This is a genomic window from Pseudomonas sp. HN11, from assembly GCF_021390155.1.
GTDB lineage: Bacteria > Pseudomonadota > Gammaproteobacteria > Pseudomonadales > Pseudomonadaceae > Aquipseudomonas.
Map to the genome: position 1 here is coordinate 5,887,959 of NZ_CP089985.1, position 18,472 is coordinate 5,906,430.

Annotated in this window: 17 protein-coding genes; 8 read left to right on the forward strand and 9 right to left on the reverse strand. The window is 61.5% G+C overall.

The window, feature by feature from the left end:
• The first annotated feature begins 89 nt into the window (after positions 1 to 89).
• Both coaD and LVW35_RS27085 read left to right on the forward strand, forming a co-directional pair.
• Positions 90 to 569 carry a pantetheine-phosphate adenylyltransferase gene (gene coaD, locus LVW35_RS27080; protein ID WP_003176711.1) on the forward strand — a complete coding sequence of 160 codons (480 nt, stop codon included), beginning with the start codon at positions 90 to 92 and terminating at the stop codon, positions 567 to 569.
• Between the two features lie 102 nt (positions 570 to 671).
• A complete protein-coding gene (locus LVW35_RS27085) occupies positions 672 to 923 on the forward strand; it encodes a YfhL family 4Fe-4S dicluster ferredoxin (protein ID WP_017139475.1) in 252 nt (83 codons plus the stop codon).
• Here LVW35_RS27085 and mutM read toward each other — a convergent pair.
• Entirely contained in the window at positions 920 to 1,732 is an 813-nt protein-coding gene (gene mutM, locus LVW35_RS27090; protein ID WP_233892786.1) for a bifunctional DNA-formamidopyrimidine glycosylase/DNA-(apurinic or apyrimidinic site) lyase, read from the reverse strand. The two genes, LVW35_RS27085 and mutM, sit on opposite strands and share 4 nt — an antisense overlap.
• A gap of 21 nt (positions 1,733 to 1,753) precedes the next feature.
• Positions 1,754 to 2,566, reverse strand: coding sequence for an HDOD domain-containing protein (locus LVW35_RS27095; protein WP_233896555.1), 813 nt, complete (start codon positions 2,564 to 2,566; stop codon positions 1,754 to 1,756).
• Between the two features lie 187 nt (positions 2,567 to 2,753).
• On the opposite strand from LVW35_RS27095, the gene LVW35_RS27100 reads away from it, so the two are divergent.
• From LVW35_RS27100 to ilvD, 3 genes are all read left to right on the forward strand, one after another.
• Positions 2,754 to 3,950, forward strand: a complete 1,197-nt coding sequence (locus LVW35_RS27100; protein ID WP_233892787.1) for a class I SAM-dependent rRNA methyltransferase — start codon at positions 2,754 to 2,756, stop codon at positions 3,948 to 3,950.
• Positions 3,951 to 4,198: 248 nt separating this feature from the next.
• Positions 4,199 to 5,359, forward strand: a complete 1,161-nt coding sequence (locus LVW35_RS27105; RefSeq protein ID WP_233892788.1) for an MFS transporter — start codon at positions 4,199 to 4,201, stop codon at positions 5,357 to 5,359.
• 290 nt (positions 5,360 to 5,649) lie between these two features.
• Positions 5,650 to 7,491: a dihydroxy-acid dehydratase gene (ilvD, locus tag LVW35_RS27110; RefSeq protein ID WP_003195159.1), complete on the forward strand. Its 1,842-nt coding sequence runs from the start codon at positions 5,650 to 5,652 to the stop codon at positions 7,489 to 7,491.
• A 184-nt stretch (positions 7,492 to 7,675) separates the two neighbouring features.
• Here ilvD and LVW35_RS27115 read toward each other — a convergent pair whose 3' ends face one another.
• Positions 7,676 to 8,734 carry a haloacid dehalogenase-like hydrolase gene (locus tag LVW35_RS27115; RefSeq protein WP_233892790.1) on the reverse strand — a complete coding sequence of 353 codons (1,059 nt, stop codon included), beginning with the start codon at positions 8,732 to 8,734 and terminating at the stop codon, positions 7,676 to 7,678.
• 240 nt (positions 8,735 to 8,974) lie between these two features.
• On the opposite strand from LVW35_RS27115, the gene LVW35_RS27120 reads away from it, so the two are divergent.
• Positions 8,975 to 10,366, forward strand: a complete 1,392-nt coding sequence (locus tag LVW35_RS27120; RefSeq protein WP_233892792.1) for an L-cystine transporter — start codon at positions 8,975 to 8,977, stop codon at positions 10,364 to 10,366.
• Between the two features lie 36 nt (positions 10,367 to 10,402).
• Here LVW35_RS27120 and LVW35_RS27125 read toward each other — a convergent pair whose 3' ends face one another.
• Together LVW35_RS27125 and LVW35_RS27130 are read right to left on the reverse strand one after the other, a co-directional pair.
• Positions 10,403 to 10,642 (reverse strand): type II toxin-antitoxin system RelB/DinJ family antitoxin, encoded by a 240-nt coding sequence (locus LVW35_RS27125; RefSeq protein WP_071494503.1) that lies wholly within the window; start codon positions 10,640 to 10,642, stop codon positions 10,403 to 10,405.
• An 83-nt stretch (positions 10,643 to 10,725) separates the two neighbouring features.
• A complete protein-coding gene (locus LVW35_RS27130; protein WP_201146072.1) occupies positions 10,726 to 11,238 on the reverse strand; it encodes a dihydrofolate reductase in 513 nt (170 codons plus the stop codon).
• Between the two features lie 69 nt (positions 11,239 to 11,307).
• Here LVW35_RS27130 and LVW35_RS27135 point away from each other — a divergent pair, with 69 nt between their 5' ends.
• Both LVW35_RS27135 and LVW35_RS27140 read left to right on the forward strand, forming a co-directional pair.
• Complete coding sequence (locus LVW35_RS27135) at positions 11,308 to 12,678, forward strand: DUF2868 domain-containing protein (RefSeq protein ID WP_233892793.1); 1,371 nt, start codon at positions 11,308 to 11,310, stop codon at positions 12,676 to 12,678.
• On the forward strand, positions 12,671 to 14,038 hold the full coding sequence (locus tag LVW35_RS27140; RefSeq protein WP_233892794.1) for a GTPase/DUF3482 domain-containing protein: 1,368 nt from the start codon (positions 12,671 to 12,673) through the stop codon (positions 14,036 to 14,038). The genes LVW35_RS27135 and LVW35_RS27140 overlap by 8 nt, the downstream gene beginning before the upstream one ends.
• Here the strand turns inward: LVW35_RS27140 and LVW35_RS27145 are convergent.
• Genes LVW35_RS27145 through LVW35_RS27160 form a run of 4 tightly spaced genes read right to left on the reverse strand, consistent with a single transcriptional unit; the run spans position 14,035 to position 18,472 of the window.
• Positions 14,035 to 14,589 carry a phosphonate degradation HD-domain oxygenase gene (locus tag LVW35_RS27145; protein WP_233892795.1) on the reverse strand — a complete coding sequence of 185 codons (555 nt, stop codon included), beginning with the start codon at positions 14,587 to 14,589 and terminating at the stop codon, positions 14,035 to 14,037. The two genes, LVW35_RS27140 and LVW35_RS27145, sit on opposite strands and share 4 nt — an antisense overlap.
• On the reverse strand, positions 14,589 to 15,722 hold the full coding sequence (locus tag LVW35_RS27150; RefSeq protein WP_233892796.1) for a TIGR03364 family FAD-dependent oxidoreductase: 1,134 nt from the start codon (positions 15,720 to 15,722) through the stop codon (positions 14,589 to 14,591). The genes LVW35_RS27145 and LVW35_RS27150 overlap by 1 nt, the downstream gene beginning before the upstream one ends.
• Before the next feature lies 1 nt (position 15,723).
• The gene (locus tag LVW35_RS27155; RefSeq protein ID WP_233892797.1) at positions 15,724 to 16,743 is read right to left on the reverse strand and encodes a putative 2-aminoethylphosphonate ABC transporter substrate-binding protein; all 1,020 of its coding nucleotides are present in this window, start codon (positions 16,741 to 16,743) and stop codon (positions 15,724 to 15,726) included.
• A gap of 22 nt (positions 16,744 to 16,765) precedes the next feature.
• Positions 16,766 to 18,472 (reverse strand): putative 2-aminoethylphosphonate ABC transporter permease subunit, encoded by a 1,707-nt coding sequence (locus LVW35_RS27160; protein ID WP_233892798.1) that lies wholly within the window; start codon positions 18,470 to 18,472, stop codon positions 16,766 to 16,768.

The following is an 18,472-nucleotide window of genomic DNA, read 5'->3' on the forward strand; positions in this document are numbered from 1 at the left end:
AGCGGCATGTATCTACATAAGTCGACTTGGCCGACCGGGATGGCTGCGATACCATCCGGTTCCCCAACGGACTCCGCCAGGACGACGCGATGAACCGAGTGTTGTACCCAGGAACCTTCGACCCGATTACCAAAGGCCATGGCGATCTGGTCGAGCGTGCCTCACGCTTGTTCGACCATGTGATCATCGCGGTCGCGGCCAGCCCCAAGAAAAACCCGCTGTTTCCCCTGGAACAGCGCGTGGAGCTGGCGCGCGAGGTCACCAAGCACCTGCCCAACGTGGAAGTAGTGGGCTTTTCGACGCTGCTGGCGCATTTCGCCAAAGAGCAGAACGCCAATGTGTTCCTGCGCGGCCTGCGTGCGGTGTCGGACTTCGAATACGAATTCCAGCTGGCCAATATGAACCGCCAACTGGCGCCGGACGTGGAAAGCCTGTTCCTCACCCCGTCGGAGCGTTATTCGTTCATTTCCTCCACGTTGGTGCGTGAAATCGCCGCTTTGGGCGGGGATATCACCAAGTTCGTGCATCCAGCCGTAGCGGATGCGTTGACGCTGCGCTTCAAGAAGTAACACCGCTCTATCGGCGCCCGCTCGCACTGCGGGCGCCAATGCGGCACAATTGCGCGCATTAGTTTTCAGATGCCTTGGCTGACGGCCCTGGCAGGAGTTTCCATGTCCCTGATCATCACCGACGATTGCATCAACTGCGACGTCTGCGAACCCGAGTGCCCGAACGCTGCGATTTCCCAAGGCGAAGAGATCTACGTGATCGACCCCAACCTGTGCACCCAATGCGTCGGCCACTACGACGAGCCTCAGTGCCAGCAAGTGTGCCCGGTGGATTGCATCCCGCTGGACGAAGCCCATCCGGAGACGGAAGAGCAGTTGATGGCCAAGTATCGGTTGATTACCGGTAAAGCCTAAGACTGGCACTTGGGGCAAAACACGCTCGCGCGCTGCCCCAGCACCACATTGCGCAACTCGCTCCCGCAGACCTTGCACGCCTCGCCACCACGGCCATAGACGAACAGTTCCTGTTGGAAATACCCCGGCTGCCCGTCGCCACCGATAAAATCGCGCAACGTGGTACCGCCGCGCTCGATGGCAGCGGCCAGCACACGCTTGATCTCGATCGCCAGTTTCAAGTAACGCCCGCGCGAAATGCCGCCAGCAGCCCGACGCGGATCAATCCCCGCCGCAAACAGCGCTTCCGTCGCATAGATATTGCCCACGCCCACCACCACCGCGTTGTCCATGATGAACGGCTTCACTGCCATCGAACGGCCACGGGACAGTTGGAACAAGCGCTCGCCATCAAACAGATCCGTCAGCGGCTCGGGCCCCAGGCGGATCAGCAGTTCGTGGTTGTGCGGGTCCTGGCTCCAGAGCATCGCGCCGAAACGCCGAGGGTCGGTGTAACGCAGGGCCAGGCCCGACTCCAACTCGACATCCACGTGCTCGTGCTTGGCCGCCGGCATGCCGACCTCCACCAGTCGCAGGTTGCCCGACATGCCTAAATGGCTGATCAAGGTGCCAACTTCGGCCTTGATCAACAGGTACTTGGCCCGCCGCTCCACCAGCACGATGCGCTGGCCGGACAGGCGTACATCGAGGTCTTCCGGGATCGGCCAGCGCAGGCGCCGCTCACGCACCAACACGCGGCTGACGCGCTGGCCTTCCAAGTGCGGCGCAATACCGCGACGGGTGGTTTCGACTTCGGGTAACTCGGGCATGCGTACCTCTTGAAGAAAGGGTCAGTGAGCGCCCAGCTCGCGGATCGACAACTTCATACTTTCGAAGTCGTAGTCCGACAAGCCCACGTAGTCCAGCACCAGATGGCCGATGGCATTCCACTCATGATCCACCACATGGTTGCCCAGCACGCGATAGGACGAACAGATGTGTTCGGCCATCTTCAGGATCGCCAGCAGGTTTTTCAGCTGCGAATTGCGCGACGACTCATCGCTGAACACCGCCAGGGCGTTGTGGTGGTTGGCGATGGCGTCGGTCACATGCTCCGGCAGGCGCCAGGACTTGGCGGTGTAGTAACCGACCACGGCATGGTTGGTGTTGAACGCGTTGTTCTCGGTGTCGACCACGCGGCAGTCAGGGCCGGCATTGGCGTATGCCTGTTCCAACACCGCCATGTAATTGGGGAAACGCTTGAGCATCAGCGGCACGCCGCAATCGTGGAACAGGCCCAGAGCATAAGCCTCGTCCACCGCCTGGGCGCCGGTGCGCTTGGCCAGGGTGAGGCAGGTCATCGCCACATCCTGGGCGGTATCCCAGAAGCGGTTGAGGGTGACGATGGTGTCGTCGCTCATTTCGCCCTTGATCGACAGCGCGTTGATCAGGTTGATGATCGAACGGCTGCCCAGCAGGTTCACCGCGCGCTGGATCGAGGCGATCTTGTTGCTCAGGCCGAAATACGACGAGTTGACGATTTTCAGCAACGCGCCGGACAGGCCTGGGTCCTGGGAGATCAACCGCGCGATCACTTCCAGGTCCGGGTCGGGCATGTACTGCTCCATCTGCAAATCCACCATGATTTGCGGTTGGGGCGGCACGCTGATGCCTTGCAGGGCCTGTTGGATCTGTTCGGCGGAAAGCTCTTGGGACATAAGTACACACTCTGGGCTAGGCGGGGATTCTAACCCTTATCCACCGCACGCCGACACCTTCCCGCACATCCGGCTACCCGGCCGTTTCCTACATAACAAGGTATACTCCCGCTCTTTTTTCCGGAGCGACGTCATGTCCCTGCCAAGCCTGCGTCTCAAAGCCAACGCCGATCGTCGTTTGCGCAACGGCCACCTGTGGGTCTACAGCAACGAAATCGACGTGGCTGCCACCCCACTTCACGGCTTCCAGGCAGGCGACCAGGCTATCCTGGAAGCGGCCGGCGGCAAGACCCTGGGCATCGTGGCCGTGAGCCCGAACAACCTGATCTGCGCCCGCCTGCTATCGCGCGACATCAAGTTGCCGCTGGACAAGTCGCTGCTGGTGCACCGCCTGAACGTCGCCCTGTCTCTGCGCGATCGCCTGTTCGACAAGCCGTTCTACCGCCTGGTCTACGGCGACTCCGACCTGTTGCCGGGCCTGGTGGTCGACCGTTTCGGCGACATCCTGGTGGTGCAGATCGCTTCGGCGACCATGGAAGCCCATAAAGAAGACGTGATTGCCGCGCTGACCCAAGTGCTCAAGCCGAGCGGCATCCTGTTCAAGAACGACTCCGCCGCGCGCGACGCCGAAGGCCTCAACCGCTACGTCGAAACCGTGTTCGGCCTAGTGCCGGAGTGGGTTGCGCTGGAAGAAAACGGCGTGAAATTCGAAGCTCCAGTGATCCAGGGCCAGAAAACCGGCTGGTTCTACGACCACCGCATGAACCGCGCCCGCCTGGCCCCGTATGCCAAGGGCAAGCGCGTGCTGGACCTGTACAGCTACATCGGCGGCTGGGGCGTGCAAGCTGCGGCCTTCGGCGCCAGTGAAGTGTTCTGCGTCGACGCCTCCGCCTTCGCCCTCGACGGCGTGGAGCGCAACGCGGCGCTGAACGGCTTTGCCGAGAAAATGACCTGCCTCGAAGGCGACGTGTTCGAAGCCCTCAAGGAACTGAAAGCCAGCGAAGAACGCTTCGACGTGATCGTTGCCGACCCACCGGCCTTCATCAAACGCAAAAAAGACATGAAGAACGGCGAAGGCGCCTACCGCCGCTTGAATGAGCAAGCCATGCGCCTGCTCAGCAAGGACGGCATCCTGGTCAGCGCGTCGTGCTCCATGCACCTGCCGGAAGATGACCTGCAAAACATCCTGCTGACCAGCGCTCGTCATTTGGATCGCAATATCCAGATGCTGGAGCGTGGCGGCCAGGGTCCGGATCACCCGGTGCACCCGGCGATTGCAGAGACGCGTTACATCAAGAGCATTACGTGCCGGTTGTTGCCAAACAGCTAAAGCCAAGCACAGATAAAAATGTGGGAGGGGGCTTGCCCCCGATAGCCGTGTGTCAGCCAGCTAATATGGGGCTGACACTACGCAATCGGGGGCAAGCCCCCTCCCACATTTGTTTGGTGGTTGCCGTAAAAGCTTTCCTACCCAAGCAAGCCACGTCAATTCAGGAAGTTTCTCTCAACGCTTTTGATTGAATTCCACTTTTCGCAGACTAGTATCCGTTTCTGGTTTTACTCCGGAAAACAAAAACAATGTCTCGGCCCTACCTCTCCCGCTTCATCCTCATCACCTGCATTTCATTGATCAGTTTCTTTCCGATCAATATTCTCCTGCCCTCATTCCCTGCCCTGGCGGCCCGATTCGACACGCCAAGCGCAGACGTCGCGCTGTCCATCAGCCTGTTCACCCTGGTCTTTTCCATTTCTCAACTGATCACCGGCCCGCTGTCGGACAAATGGGGGCGCAAGGAAGTCCTGCTCGGGTGCATCACGCTGTCGATCCTGGGTGCCCTCGGTTGCGCACTGGCGACGGACTACCTGACCTTCCTGTTGTGTCGCAGTGTCCAGGCCATGGGTTGCGGGTTCTTCGTACTGGGCCACGCACTGGTGGAAGACCTGTTCGAGGAGCAAGACCGCGCTCGCGTGCGCCTTTACTACATGACCCTGAGCGGTTCATTCGTCGCGCTGTCGCCGTTGATCGGCTCCTGGCTGCAAACCACCTTCGACTGGCAAGGCAGCTTTTATGGGTTCGCCGTAATGGCACTGGGCATGTTGATCCACGCCCTCTGCATCCTGCCGTCCAAGTCCGCCAGCCCACACCGCACGCCGGTGTCGATCATCGGCACGCTGAAAGCCGTCGCCCGTAATCGCGACTTCCTGCGCTACTGGTGGATCGCCGCACTGGTATTCGCCTGCTACTTCGCCTTGATCAGCGTGACACCGCTGATTTTCATGGACGCGCTGAAGCTCTCCGAATACCAGTACGCGTTGGTGTTGATGGTCTATGGCGTGGCCTACTTGCTTGGCGGCGTTGCGGCCTCGTACCTGCAAAAGCGGATTTCGCTGTCCCGGCAAATCAATATCGGCCTGGGGCTGCTGCTCGTCGCGGGCGTGCTGTTAACACTGATCGTCAGCCTGGATGCCATCACCCCTGTGACGTTGCTCATCCCGATGCTAATCAGCGCCCTGGCCGTGACCCTGGTTCGTCCGGCGGCGATTTCTGCGGCAATGCTGCTGTTCTCAAGCAGTGCAGGTACTGCTGCCTCGGCGGGCAACAGCATCATGTTCCTGACCGCCGCCGTCAGCAGTGCCGTCCTGGCGCAAACCGGGTCCAACCTATTGATCACCATCGCCATGAGCTTCATCGTCTTTAGCCTGTGGGGTTGGCTGACCAATGCCCGAACTGGACGCTAAGCGACTGTAGGAGCCCGCTTGCCGGTTCCTACCGTGGGTCGTGCGCCTCCCGCACGTCCCGTAAGCGCTATCTTCACGGTTGCGGCCATTCCCTCTCGCCGCCAGCGGTGTAGAATCGACGCTATTCATCGCCAGTCATCCCCCGGCGGGTTTATGAGCTCGAGGCCCAAGCACGCGGCGATCCCGCGACGCGAGTGGCAACTTCCGGACACACGGCCATTTCTGAGTGTTCCAGACGTCAATAGAAGCTCACTCCCCATTGATACCGATTAGCCGCCCGGAGTGCTCCAATGCCTGATTACCGTTCGAAAACATCCACCCATGGCCGCAACATGGCCGGCGCGCGCGCACTGTGGCGTGCCACGGGGATGAAAGATGACGACTTCAAGAAGCCGATCATCGCGATTGCCAACTCATTCACCCAGTTCGTACCCGGCCACGTCCACCTCAAGGACCTGGGCCAACTGGTCGCCCGCGAGATCGAACGCGCCGGTGGCGTCGCCAAGGAATTCAACACCATCGCCGTGGATGACGGCATCGCCATGGGCCATGACGGCATGCTGTATTCCCTGCCGAGCCGCGAGATCATCGCCGACTCCGTGGAGTACATGGTCAACGCCCACTGCGCCGACGCCATCGTCTGCATCTCGAACTGCGACAAGATCACCCCCGGCATGCTGATGGCCGCCCTGCGCCTGAACATCCCGGTGATCTTTGTCTCCGGCGGCCCGATGGAAGCCGGCAAGACCAAGCTCGCCTCCCACGGCCTCGACCTGGTCGACGCCATGGTCATCGCCGCCGACTCCAGCGCTTCTGACGAGAAGGTCGCGGAATACGAGCGCAGTGCCTGCCCGACCTGCGGTTCGTGCTCCGGCATGTTCACCGCCAACTCGATGAACTGCCTGGTGGAAGCCCTGGGCCTGGCTTTGCCGGGCAACGGTTCCACGCTGGCCACCCACAGCGACCGCGAGCAACTGTTTCTGCAGGCCGGCCGTACCATCGTCGAGCTGTGCAAGCGCTACTACGGCGAGAACGATGAGTCGGTGTTGCCGCGCAACATTGCCAACTTCAAGGCGTTCGAAAACGCCATGACCCTGGACATCGCCATGGGCGGTTCCACCAACACCATCCTGCACTTGCTGGCCGCCGCCCAGGAAGCCGAGATCGATTTCGACCTGCGCGATATCGACCGCCTGTCCCGCCACGTGCCGCAACTGTGTAAAGTCGCGCCGAACATCCAGAAATACCACATGGAAGACGTGCACCGCGCCGGCGGGATCTTCTCGATCTTAGGCTCCCTGGCCCGTGGCGGCCTGCTGCACACCGACCTGCCGACCGTGCACAGCAAGTCCATCGCCGAAGGCATCGCCAAGTGGGACATCACCCAGACTGACGACGAAGCCGTGCACACCTTCTTCAAGGCAGGCCCGGCCGGTATCCCGACGCAAACCGCGTTCAGCCAGTCGACCCGCTGGGACACCCTGGACGACGACCGTGAAAACGGCTGCATCCGCAGTGTCGAGCACGCCTATTCCCAAGAAGGCGGCCTGGCCGTGCTGTACGGCAACATCGCCCTCGACGGCTGCGTGGTGAAAACCGCCGGGGTGGATGAATCCATCCACGTCTTCGAAGGCCGCGCCAAGATCTACGAAAGCCAGGACAGCTCGGTACGTGGCATTCTCGCCGACGAAGTGAAGGAAGGCGACATCGTGATCATCCGCTACGAAGGCCCGAAAGGCGGCCCGGGTATGCAGGAGATGCTGTACCCGACGTCCTACCTGAAATCCAAGGGCCTGGGCAAAGCCTGCGCCCTGCTGACCGACGGCCGTTTCTCCGGCGGCACCTCGGGCCTGTCCATCGGCCACGCTTCGCCGGAAGCCGCCGCGGGCGGCGCAATTGGCCTGGTGCAGGATGGCGACAAGGTACTGATCGACATTCCGAACCGTTCGATCAACCTGTTGATCAGCGATGAAGAACTGGCCGCGCGCCGGGTCGAGCAGGACAAGAAAGGCTGGAAGCCGGTGGAGAAGCGTCCGCGCAAAGTGACGACCGCGTTGAAGGCGTATGCCTTGCTGGCCACCAGTGCCGACAAGGGTGCTGTGCGTAACAAGGCGATGCTCGACGGCCTGTAAGCCTCGCGCATAAAAAATGCCCCGCCACGTGCGGGGCATTTTTTTGCCTGATGAAAACCTCCAGGGCACTGAAGATCAAAATGTGGGAGCGGGCTTGCTGGCGAATGCGTGGGATCAGTCACTGAAGTGTCAACTGACACTGCGCATTCGCGAGCAAGCCGGGCTCCCACAGGATTGCGTCGGGCTACTGGATTTCGTCAGGCTTGACGATCACCCAGTTCTTGTCCGCCGTCACCGGCAACCCTTCCTTGGCTTGCGCCGCCGCGTGCTTGGCGATCATGCCGTTGAGTTGGGTCATGTACTTGTCCTTGCGGTTGATCCACAGGTGGATGCCGCCCTTGGCCACGTCCACATCGTGGAACAGCATGTAGCCATCGCTGGTCGGTGTGTCGCCGCCGACGATCACCGGTTTTTTCCATTCGTCGATGTAGGTGAGGATGGCTGCGTGCTTGCCCGCCATCCAAGTGGCTGGGGTCCACAGGTACGGGGTCAGCTCCAGGCCGAGGTTGGCCTTCTCGTCATATTTGCCGGCGGTGATCTGCTTGCGCGCGGTGGTCAACTCGCCGGTCTTGCGGTCCTTGAGCAGGGTGGTCACGCCGATGACGTTCTCGGGTTTGACGTTGTAGCCGTACTTCGGATCGGCGGCGATCATGCGCACCAGTTCTTCCGAGGCGGCGGTCATCACATACACCTCGATGCCGTTTTCCATCAGCTTGTTGTACAGCTCGGCCTGGCCGGTGAAGACTTTCGGCGGTTGCACTTCGGACTTCTTCACCACGTCGCCTTCGAAATAGCTGACCGGCACGGGCTTGCCGGAGGCCATCAGCTCATCGACCTGCTCCTTGAGTTCCTTGAGGGTGAAGCCCGAAAACACCTGGGCGACCCACGGGTAGCAGACCATGTCGTCCACTTCGCACAGGCGATAGTAATAGCTGAACAGACTTTCCTTATGGTCGGCGGTGTCTTTGAACGGCATCAGCTTGAGCGACGGATCAAGGCTGTCGCGGGTGATCAGGCCCTTGTTTTCCATGTAGGGCAGCAAGGATTCTTCGAGGTCGTAGCGGTAGCTGGTGTTGTCCATGTCGAATACCGCGAAATTGCCCTTGTTGGCGTTGGCGGCGATCATTTCGTTCAGTTGCTTGGCGGCCGGGGCCGGCCAGTGTTTCAACTCGGTGGCGGCCAGGGTTTGTCCGGCAAGGCCCAGACATAGCGCGGCGGCAAACAATCTCGAAGCAAGCTTCATATGCGTTTCTCCCTGAGTGAAAGACACCGACGCTAACAAATCCCTGTGACAGTTATCGCCCGGGCGCGACCGCTTGCGTCGCGATAGCGCCAACAGCGTGTGCCTGAGCGTCAGGTGCTTATTCCAAAAACGACAGTCACCATTCCATATCGGTATTAAATCAATATATTTCAAGCTGTTAGGCTTTCCGGTTCGCAATCGCAGGCTCACGCGATTGGCTGCCTTCTCAACGGAGCTTCAATGAATCTGCCCCTGATTCTCAACTTACTGGTGTTCGTGGCCCTGTTGCTGGGCCTGGCACAAACCCGTCGTACTAACTGGAGCCTCGCCAAGAAGGTCCTGTTCGCCCTCGTGCTCGGTGTGGTATTCGGCATCGTTCTGCACACGATTTACGGCGATGGCAATCCGGTGCTCAAGGCCTCCATCGGCTGGTTCGATCTGGTCGGCAACGGCTACGTACAACTGCTGCAAATGATCGTGATCCCGCTGGTATTTGCCTCGATCCTTAGCGCTGTGGCCCGTCTGCACAACGCCTCGTCGTTGGGCAAGATCAGCTTCTTGACCATCGGCACGCTGCTGTTCACCACCGCAATTGCGGCGCTGATCGGTATCGGCCTGACCAACCTGTTCGGCCTCACCGCCGAGGGCCTGGTGGCCGGCACCCAGGAAATGGCGCGTCTGCAAGTGATCCAGAGTGATTACGCCGGCAAGGTCGCCGACCTGAATATCCCGCAACTGCTGCTGTCGTTCGTGCCAGCCAACCCGTTTGCCGACCTGGCCCGGGCCAAGCCGACGTCGATCATCAGCGTGGTGATTTTCGCCGCATTCCTGGGGGTTGCCGCGTTGCAACTGCTCAAGGACGACGTGGAAAAAGGCCAGAAAATCCTCAACGCCATCGACACCCTGCAAGCCTGGGTGATGCGCCTGGTGCGCCTGGTGATGAAGCTGACCCCGTACGGCGTATTGGCGCTGATGACCAAAGTGGTCGCCGGTTCCAACCTGCAAGACATCATCAAGCTCGGCAGTTTTGTCGTGGTCTCGTACCTGGCCCTGGGCCTGATGTTCGTGGTGCACGGCCTGCTGCTGTCCCTGGCCGGGATCAACCCGCTGCGTTTCTTCCGCAAGGTGTGGCCGGTGCTGACCTTTGCCTTCACCAGCCGCTCCAGCGCAGCGGCGATCCCGCTGAGCATTGAAGCGCAGACCCGTCGCCTGGGCATCCCGCAGTCCATCTCCGGTTTCGCCGCTTCGTTTGGCGCGACCATCGGCCAGAACGGTTGCGCCGGTCTATACCCTGCGATGTTGGCGGTGATGGTCGCGCCGACCGTAGGCATCAACCCGCTGGACCCACTGTGGATCGCGACGTTGGTAGCAATTGTAACCCTGAGTTCGGCAGGCGTTGCCGGCGTGGGTGGCGGTGCAACCTTCGCCGCGCTGATCGTACTGCCGGCCATGGGCTTGCCGGTGTCACTGGTGGCGCTGCTGATTTCCGTGGAGCCGCTGATCGACATGGGCCGCACGGCGCTGAACGTAAATGGATCGATGACGGCCGGCGCGATCACCAGCCAGGTCATGGGGCAGACGGATAAAGCGTTGTTGAATGCGGATGAGCATGCGGAGTTAGCGCAAGCATAACGAAATGAGCTAGCAGGGATCTAGCTCCCTGCTAGCTCATAGGTCATCCAGTGAGACCTTCACTCGCTGAGGCGCAGCCAACCGCTCCCGGACGGTTACAAACAAGGCCTCATCATCTTCAGTCATGAGGACAGGTTTGAAGGGCAACTGGCCGCGCTCTGCCACATACTGCAATGCTTGGCGCATCAATTCCGATGGGGTGACGCCGAGCTTTTCCAGCTCGTAATAAGCACGAGCCTTAAGGTCGTCGTCGATACGTACGTTAATAGAAGCCATGGGATAGCCCTCACTGTAAAGACATTAGTCATTACAGTGGCGCATAAAGGCTTCTTCTGCAAGTACGCCTTGTCCGGTTCCGACTAGGCCTTTTCCCAAACCTCGAAGTTATACGCCGGCTTATCTCCCTCAGCCGCATTCTCGACATTCGACACCAGCTTCCACTGCTTCGTATCAAACTGCGGAAACCAAGCATCCCCTTCCGGACTCAACGCCACCCGCGTCAAATACAGGCGATCCGCCTGCTCCAGCCCCTGCGCATACAGTTGCGCACCGCCGATCAGCATCAGTTCGTCCACGCCTTGCGCCTTGGCCCATTCCTCAGCGCGCTCTACCGCCGCGTCCAGCGACGGAAAAACTTCCGCACCTTCCAGCGCCAGGCCGGTCTGACGGCTAACCACCAGGTTCAAGCGCCCCGGCAACGGTCGGCCCAGGGAATCCCAGGTCTTGCGCCCCATGATGATCGGCTTGCCAAGCGTGGTGGCCTTGAAATATTTGAAATCCCCCGGCAAATGCCAGGGCATGCTGTTGTCGACGCCGATCACACGGTTTTCACCGAGGGCTGCAATCAGGCTTAAAGGGAGAGTTTTTTTCATGGCGACGAGAATACCAGAGCCCCGAGCCAGGGGTTATGCTCCAGGCTCACAAACACAACAGGACTACGCGTGACTCCACTGCACACACTTTGGCTGACAGAAACCGTGCGCCTGCGCGAAGAACACGCCGGCCCCTTGGAAGACCAGGAAGCCAACCGCCTGGCCCGCACGGCCGGGGGCGACCTGCCGACACGTATCCAGCAGCGCGCCTTGCACCTGGCCGAACGCGATGGGCTAGCGGTGGCCCTCACCCGCTGGCTGCAAGGTGCGCGTCTGGCGTTGGTGCTGCTGGCAATCGTCGCGGTGATCAGCGGGGCCGGGCTGGCCTTCGCGGCGCTGGGGAATGGTCTGACGCCGGTGAATGTGTTCTGGGCCTTGGGCAGCCTGCTTGGCTTGAACCTGATCCTGCTGATCAGTTGGGCGCTGGGCCTGCTGTTTGCCGGCGAACACAGTGCCAGCCTCGGGCGACTATGGTTGTGGCTCAGCGAAAAATTCGCCCGTGATGCCAAAGCCGCCCAACTGGCCCCCGCACTGTTACTGCTGCTGCAACGGCAAAAACTCAATCGCTGGGCCGTGGGTGTGCTGGTCAACAGCCTGTGGCTGCTGGCGTTGCTCAGTGCCCTGGTGATTCTGCTTACACTGCTCGCCACCCACCGCTACGGCTTCGTGTGGGAAACCACCATTCTCGGTGCCGACACCTTCGTCGCCGTCACCCAGGCCCTTGGCACCCTGCCTGCTTTGCTGGGCTTCAACGTGCCAACCGTCGAGATGATCCGCGCCAGCGGCGATTCTGCCCTGAATATCGAAAGCGCCCGCCAAGCCTGGGCCGCCTGGCTGGTCGGCGTGCTGCTGGTCTATGGTCTGCTGCCACGCCTGATCCTCGCGCTGTTGTGCCTGTGGCGCTGGAAGCGCGGGCGCGCCGCCCTGCGCCTGGACCTCAACCTGCCCGGCTACAGTCAATTGCGCGATCGCCTGATGCCGAGCAGCGAACGCCTCGGCGTCAACGATGCCGCGCCCGAACAACTGCACCCCATCAGCGGCGGCGTCAGTGAACTGGAAAGCGACGGCGCTCTTCTGGTCGCCATCGAACTGGACGACCACCACCCCTGGCCGCCCAAACTGCCCGCCAGCGTGAAAAGCGCCGGCATCCTCGACAGCCGCGAATCACGCAACAAACTATTGGAACAACTCACGCGCTTCCCGCCCGCACGCCTGGCCATCGCTTGCGACCCACGCCGCTCGCCGGATCGCGGCAGCCTGGCGCTGATCGCTGAACTGGCGCGCAGCGCCACTGCCACCCGCGTGTGGCTGCTGCAAGCGCCACCCGGTCAGGCCCTGGACGCCGAGCGCCTGGGCGACTGGCACACTGCGTTGCAACAGCTTGAGCTGCCGTTCGCCGACTGCGCGCCGTTGAACTGGCTGGAGACCGGTCATGACTAAGCCCCTGAAACTCGCCGTGGTCGGCCACACCAATGTCGGCAAGACCTCATTGCTGCGCACGCTGACCCGAGACGTGGGCTTCGGCGAGGTCTCCCATCGCCCCAGCACCACAAGGCATGTGGAAGGCGCACGCTTGTCGGTGGATGGCGAAGCCTTGCTGGAGCTGTATGACACGCCCGGCCTGGAAGACGCCATCGCCTTGCTCGACTACCTGGAACGCCTGGACCGCCCCGGCGAACGCCTCGACGGCCCGGCCCGCCTGACGCGCTTTCTGGAAGGCAGCGAAGCGCGCCAGCGTTTCGAACAGGAAGCCAAGGTGCTGCGCCAACTGCTGGCCTCGGACGCCGGCCTGTATGTGATCGACGCCCGCGAACCGGTGCTGGCCAAATACCGCGACGAGCTGCAGGTGCTGGCCAGTTGCGGAAAGCCGATGCTGCCGGTGCTTAATTTCGTCAGCAGCAGCGGCCACCGCGAGCCGGACTGGCGCGAAGCCCTGGCCCGCCTTGGCCTGCATGCGCTGGTGCGATTCGACAGCGTGGCGCCGCCGGAAGATGGCGAACGGCGCTTGTATGAAAGCCTCGCCCTGCTGCTGGAAAACGCACGGCCACAGCTGGAACGGTTGATTCTTGACCAGGAGGCCCAGCGCCTGGCTCGCCAGCAAAGTGCGGCACGCTTGATCGCCGAATTACTGATCGACTGCGCCGCCTGTCGCCGCAGTGTGGTCACTGAAGAGGAGCAACAAGCCATCGGCGACCTGCGCAAAGCTGTGCGCCAACGTGAACAAAAATGTGTGGAAGCGCTGCTCAAACTGTTCGGCTTTCGCCCGCAGGACGCCGCCGCCAGCGATTTGCCGCTGCTGGACGGGCGCTGGGGCGATGACCTGTTCAACCCCGAAACCCTCAAGCAACTGGGTGTGCGCGTCGGTGGCGGAATCGCCGCAGGCGCGGCGGCCGGTGCGGGGGTGGATTTGTTGGTCGGTGGATTAACGCTGGGCGCCGCCGCCATCGCGGGTGCGATTGCCGGTGGTGCCTTGCAAACCGCGCGCAGCTACGGCAACCGATTGCTCGGCAAAATCAAAGGCCAACGTGAATTGACTGTCGACGACAGCGTGTTGCGCCTGCTCGCCCTGCGTCAGCGCCAGTTGCTCAAAGCCCTGAACCTGCGCGGCCATGCGGCGATGCACAGCATCAAGGTCGACACGCCCCAGGACAAGACCTGGCGCGAAGGTAAATTGCCGGACGCACTGCACAAGGCTCGCGCCCACCCGCAATGGTCGTCCCTCAATCCTCACGCCAAGTTGAGCCAGGCCGAGCGCCAGGAGCAGGTCGAAGCCTTGGCCCTGCGCCTCGACGAAACCTAAGCCGCCAGCACCTGCCGGGCTTTGGCCTTGAGTACTTCAAGGTCGAGCACCGGCACGTGCATTTGCTTGGCCTGTTCGTCCCAATAGCGCATGCGCAAACTCACAGCGCATAGCGGGTCCTGTGCAAACGCCTGAGCTTCTTCGGCACTCATCACCCCACCCTGATAAGCCAGTGTGCGACGACTGGCTTCGCTCAGACGCGCGTAGTAGTCCGGCTGGCTGAAGGTCAGGTAACGCTTGGCCTGCACGTGATACTCCACCAACGTGGCCATGCGCTCGCTGAACCCTGCGCGACGCAGATAATCGGCGCCTAGCCGCTCATGACTGACCACGCCATAACCGCCCATGTTTTCCCCACCCTGGCCGCAGAGATGCCCGATGTCGTGGAAAAACGCCGCCAGCACCACTTCATCATCAAAGCCTTCGGCCATGGCCAATTGCGCAGCCTGGGACATGTGCTCGATCTGCGACACCGGCTCGCCGATGTAATCCGCCGTGCCATGTTTTTCGTACAAGCCGAAGACCTCGACAATCGCCTGTTCCGGGTTCATCACGCCGCTCCCCACAGTGTTGTGATATTCCGCTCGGCCATCGCCGGCCCCACACTCATGCCCACGCCGGTGTGCATCAACGCCGCGCTCACCCCCGGCGCAGCCCGCAGAAATGAAAACGGTCCCGGGCCCCGCGAGCCGTACACACCCTGCCAACGCTCCACCACCTGGATCTTGCAGCCCAAGGTCTGTTCAGCCAGTTCGATCATCCAATCATCCACCTGCTCGGCATTGAAGGGCGACGCGTCGCTGCCATAGTCATGGGAATCACCAATGATCAGTTCGCCATGGGGCGTCGGGCTGATCAGCAGGTGAATGCCGTGTTCATGCAGATGTGGCGCTTCGCGCAGGATTTGTGCTTGCACCGGCGCGGCTTCCGGCAGGTCGGCGAAAGCACCGTAGTGCACGCAGCTCAAGCCGGTGAGCAAAGCGTGTTGCAGGTTCAGGTTCACAGTTGGCCGCGCACGCAACATTTGCAGGCGGCAGATACTCGGGTTGAGTTCGGCCATCGCTTCAGCCACCAGGGTCTGGTAGTCATGGCCGGAGCACACAATGATCTGCTCACCGCGAAAGCTCCCCGCGGTGCTGTGCAAATGGCCGGGCTCGACGTCGCGCACCAAAGTGGAGAAATAGAACTCCACCTTCAGTTCTTGCGCCAGGTAGTTGATCAGTGCCGGGATCGCGTCACGGGAATACAGTTGCTGATCGTCCTTGCCGTGCAGCGCGGCGCGATGATGACGGAATTGGCCGCCATACAGATCCTTCAGCGCCGCGCCTTGCAGCAGGTCAACGTTGTAACCGTGCTCTTTTGCACGCCCCTCACAGAAGGCTTCCAGCAGGTGTTCTTCCGCTTCTGTGCGGGCGAACAGGTACGAGCCGTTGCGCTTGAGTTGCAACCCGACGACTCGCGCCCAATGGCCCCAGATCTCACGGCTTTCCCGCGCCAGGTCCAGCATCGGCCCCGGCGGTTGGCCGGTGACCAGGGCCTGGCCGAAGTTGCGTACCGAGGCGCCCAGCGGCGTGGCGCTGCGTTCGAAGACTTTGACCTTGAGGCCGCGCTTGGCGGCGGCAAAGGCGTGGGACAGGCCGAGAATGCCGGCGCCGATGATCAGCAGGTCGCTTTGATTGTTCATCCTAAGGGGCCACCTTCTCCGACTTGCCGTCATAACGCTTGCGCCATTCGGTCAGAATGCTGTCACGGTTTTTCGAGGCCCAGGCGAAGTCGTTCTTGATCAGGCGCTGCTCGTAGTCGGCCGGCAATTCGGTCTGCGGCTTGGCAATGCCAGGCTGAGCGAGGACGGCGAAGTTGTCCTTGTACAGGTCCATGGCAGCCGGGCTGGCGGAGAAGTCTGCGAGCTTTTTCGCGGCGTCGGCGTTGTGGGTGCCTTTCATGACGGCAGTGGCTTCAATGTCCCAGCCCAGGCCTTCTTTCGGCAGGATGATGTCCAACGGAGCGCCCTGGCGCTTCAACTGCACAGCCGGGTATTCGAAGGAAATCCCGATCGGGAACTCACCCGAAGCCGCCAGTTTGCACGGCTTGGAGCCGGAGTGAACGTACTGGCCGATGTTCTGGTGCAGCTCGTCCATGTATTGCCAACCTTGCCTCTCGCCGTAGGTCTGCAGCCAGGCGCTGACGTCCAGGAAACCGGTGCCGGACGAGGCCGGGTTGGGCATCACGATCTTGCCTTTGTACTCGGGCTTGGTCAGGTCCTGCCAGCTCACTGGTTTGGTCAGGCCCTGCTTCTGGGCCTCGACGGTGTTGAAGCAGATGGTCGCGGCCCACACATCCATGCCGACCCAAGCCGGCGGGTTGGCGGCGTCGCGATAATTCTTGCCGATCTTGTCCAAGTCCTTCGGGGCGTAGTTGTCCAGCATGCCCTGCTGGTCAAGGATCGCCAGGCTGGAGGCTGCCAGGCCCCAGACTGCGTCGGCTTGCGGGCGGTCTTTCTCGGCCAGCAGCTTGGCGGTGATGATGCCGGTGGAGTCACGCACCCACTTGATCTCGATGTCGGGGTTGGCCTGTTCGAAGGCCTTTTTATAGGTCTTCAACTGCTCGGCTTCGAGGGCCGTGTACACAGTCAGCTCGGTCTTGGCGAAGGCATTCAGGCTGAATGCAGTCAGTACGGCAGCGACCAGCGCCAGGGGCTTGAACATGGAGCACCTCCTTCAGGGATATTTATTGGCCGGGGGCGCTTTGGCGCCAGGCTTGGGAGCGGCGCAGCGCGCCACGTGAGGCCCACGCCAGCAGCAGCGAGACGCCGGCCGAAGTGAACAGGATCAGGGTCGACATGGCTGCCGCACCACCCACGTTGCCAGCGTCGTCCATGTTCAACACGGCGACGGCGGCAAGGATGGTGTCGGGGCTGTAGAGGAAGATCGCGGCGGACACGGTGGTCATCGCCGACACGAACAAATAGCGCACGATATCCAGCAGCGCCGGCAGGCAGATCGGCACGGTTACTTTCAGGTAATGGCGGTAGAGCGGCGCCTTGAGGGACAAAGCGGCGGCTTCGAACTCGGCGTCCAGCTGGCGCAACGCCGTGGTGGCGGTCATCTGTGCCGTGGTCAGGTAATGCGCAATGGTGCACACCACAAGCAGGGTCAGGGTGCCGTAGAACACATGCAGCGGGTTGCCGCGGAGGTTGAAAAAGAACACGTAACCCAGGCCCAGCACCAAACCCGGTACGGCCATCGGCACAAAGCTGAGCATGCGCAGGGCCAGGTTGAGGCCCTTCTGGCCCTTGGTCTTTTCCATCAGGTAGGCACCGGTGAAGATCAACACGCTGCCAATCAGCGCCGTGCACAGCGCCATGGCCAAGCTGTTGCGATAGGCCAGCCAGCCGCCGCCGGCGGTGTCTTCGAACTGGTAGTGGTTGAGGGACAACGACAGGTTGTACGGCCAGAACTTCACCAGCGACGAATACACCGCCATGCCGAACACCAGCAGCAACGCGGCGCAAATCAACAGCACGATGGCCAGGTAGCAACCATCTCTCAAGTGCGACGGCACCGGTTGAAACACCTGCGCGCGGCCACTCATGGAATCGCCGTGACGGCGGCGCAGCCAGGTATCCACACCAAAGCTGAACAATGCCGGCAGCAGCAACACCATGCCGATCAACGCGCCGCGACCGAACTGTTGCTGGCCGACCACTGCCTTGTAGGCTTCCAGCGCCAACACTTGATAGTCCCCGCCCACCACTACGGGCACGCCGAAATCAGTGATGGTCAACGTGAACACCAGGCAGAACGCAGCGAACACCGCCTGACGCGTGGCAGGCCAGGTAATACTGCGAAACGCCCGCGCCGAGCTGGCACCCATGCTGGAGGCCGCATCGAACAGGCGCGCATCCGCCAGGGACAGCGCCGACAGTAGAATCATCAAGGCGTGTGGGAAGGTGTAGATCACCTCACCCAGCACAATGCCCCAGAAGCCGTAGATATTGTCCGAGAGCAACCCGCGCAACAGGCCCTGGTTGCCGAACAGGTAGACCAGCGCAATGCCCGGCAACATCGACGGCGCCATCAATGGCAGCAGCGACAGGCCGCGCCAGATCGCCTTGCCGGGGATTAACGTGCGTTGCAGGGCGTAGGCAAACAGGTAGGCCAGCGGTACGACGATGGCCGCCACACTGAGGGAAACTTTAAGACTATTGCCCAGCAGCCAGTGGAAGTTGGCACTGGTGACCAATTCACGCGCCGCGACCAGACCACCGCCCTGCCCGGCTTCACTGCTGAAACCGCGCCAGAAGATCGCCAGTAGCGGCATCAATACTGCGAGGCCCAGCAGCAACAGCCACAGCAGTTTGCCACCGACTACAAAAATGCGGTCGCCTATTTCGGCGCGGGACACCTGTCGTGGCAGCGTCATGACAGCGACCAT

Coding starts and splice junctions, on each gene's coding strand:
- LVW35_RS27105 (WP_233892788.1), top strand. CDS start 4,199: ATGTCTCGGCCCTACCTCTCCCGCTTCATCCTCATCACCTGCATTTCA.
- LVW35_RS27155 (WP_233892797.1), bottom strand. CDS start 16,743: ATGTTCAAGCCCCTGGCGCTGGTCGCTGCCGTACTGACTGCATTCAGC.
- coaD (WP_003176711.1), top strand. CDS start 90: ATGAACCGAGTGTTGTACCCAGGAACCTTCGACCCGATTACCAAAGGC.
- LVW35_RS27130 (WP_201146072.1), bottom strand. CDS start 11,238: ATGAAAAAAACTCTCCCTTTAAGCCTGATTGCAGCCCTCGGTGAAAAC.
- LVW35_RS27100 (WP_233892787.1), top strand. CDS start 2,754: ATGTCCCTGCCAAGCCTGCGTCTCAAAGCCAACGCCGATCGTCGTTTG.
- mutM (WP_233892786.1), bottom strand. CDS start 1,732: ATGCCCGAGTTACCCGAAGTCGAAACCACCCGTCGCGGTATTGCGCCG.
- LVW35_RS27085 (WP_017139475.1), top strand. CDS start 672: ATGTCCCTGATCATCACCGACGATTGCATCAACTGCGACGTCTGCGAA.
- LVW35_RS27145 (WP_233892795.1), bottom strand. CDS start 14,589: ATGAACCCGGAACAGGCGATTGTCGAGGTCTTCGGCTTGTACGAAAAA.
- LVW35_RS27125 (WP_071494503.1), bottom strand. CDS start 10,642: ATGGCTTCTATTAACGTACGTATCGACGACGACCTTAAGGCTCGTGCT.
- LVW35_RS27140 (WP_233892794.1), top strand. CDS start 12,671: ATGACTAAGCCCCTGAAACTCGCCGTGGTCGGCCACACCAATGTCGGC.
- ilvD (WP_003195159.1), top strand. CDS start 5,650: ATGCCTGATTACCGTTCGAAAACATCCACCCATGGCCGCAACATGGCC.
- LVW35_RS27120 (WP_233892792.1), top strand. CDS start 8,975: ATGAATCTGCCCCTGATTCTCAACTTACTGGTGTTCGTGGCCCTGTTG.
- LVW35_RS27115 (WP_233892790.1), bottom strand. CDS start 8,734: ATGAAGCTTGCTTCGAGATTGTTTGCCGCCGCGCTATGTCTGGGCCTT.
- LVW35_RS27160 (WP_233892798.1), bottom strand. CDS start 18,472: ATGGTCGCTGTCATGACGCTGCCACGACAGGTGTCCCGCGCCGAAATA.
- LVW35_RS27150 (WP_233892796.1), bottom strand. CDS start 15,722: ATGAACAATCAAAGCGACCTGCTGATCATCGGCGCCGGCATTCTCGGC.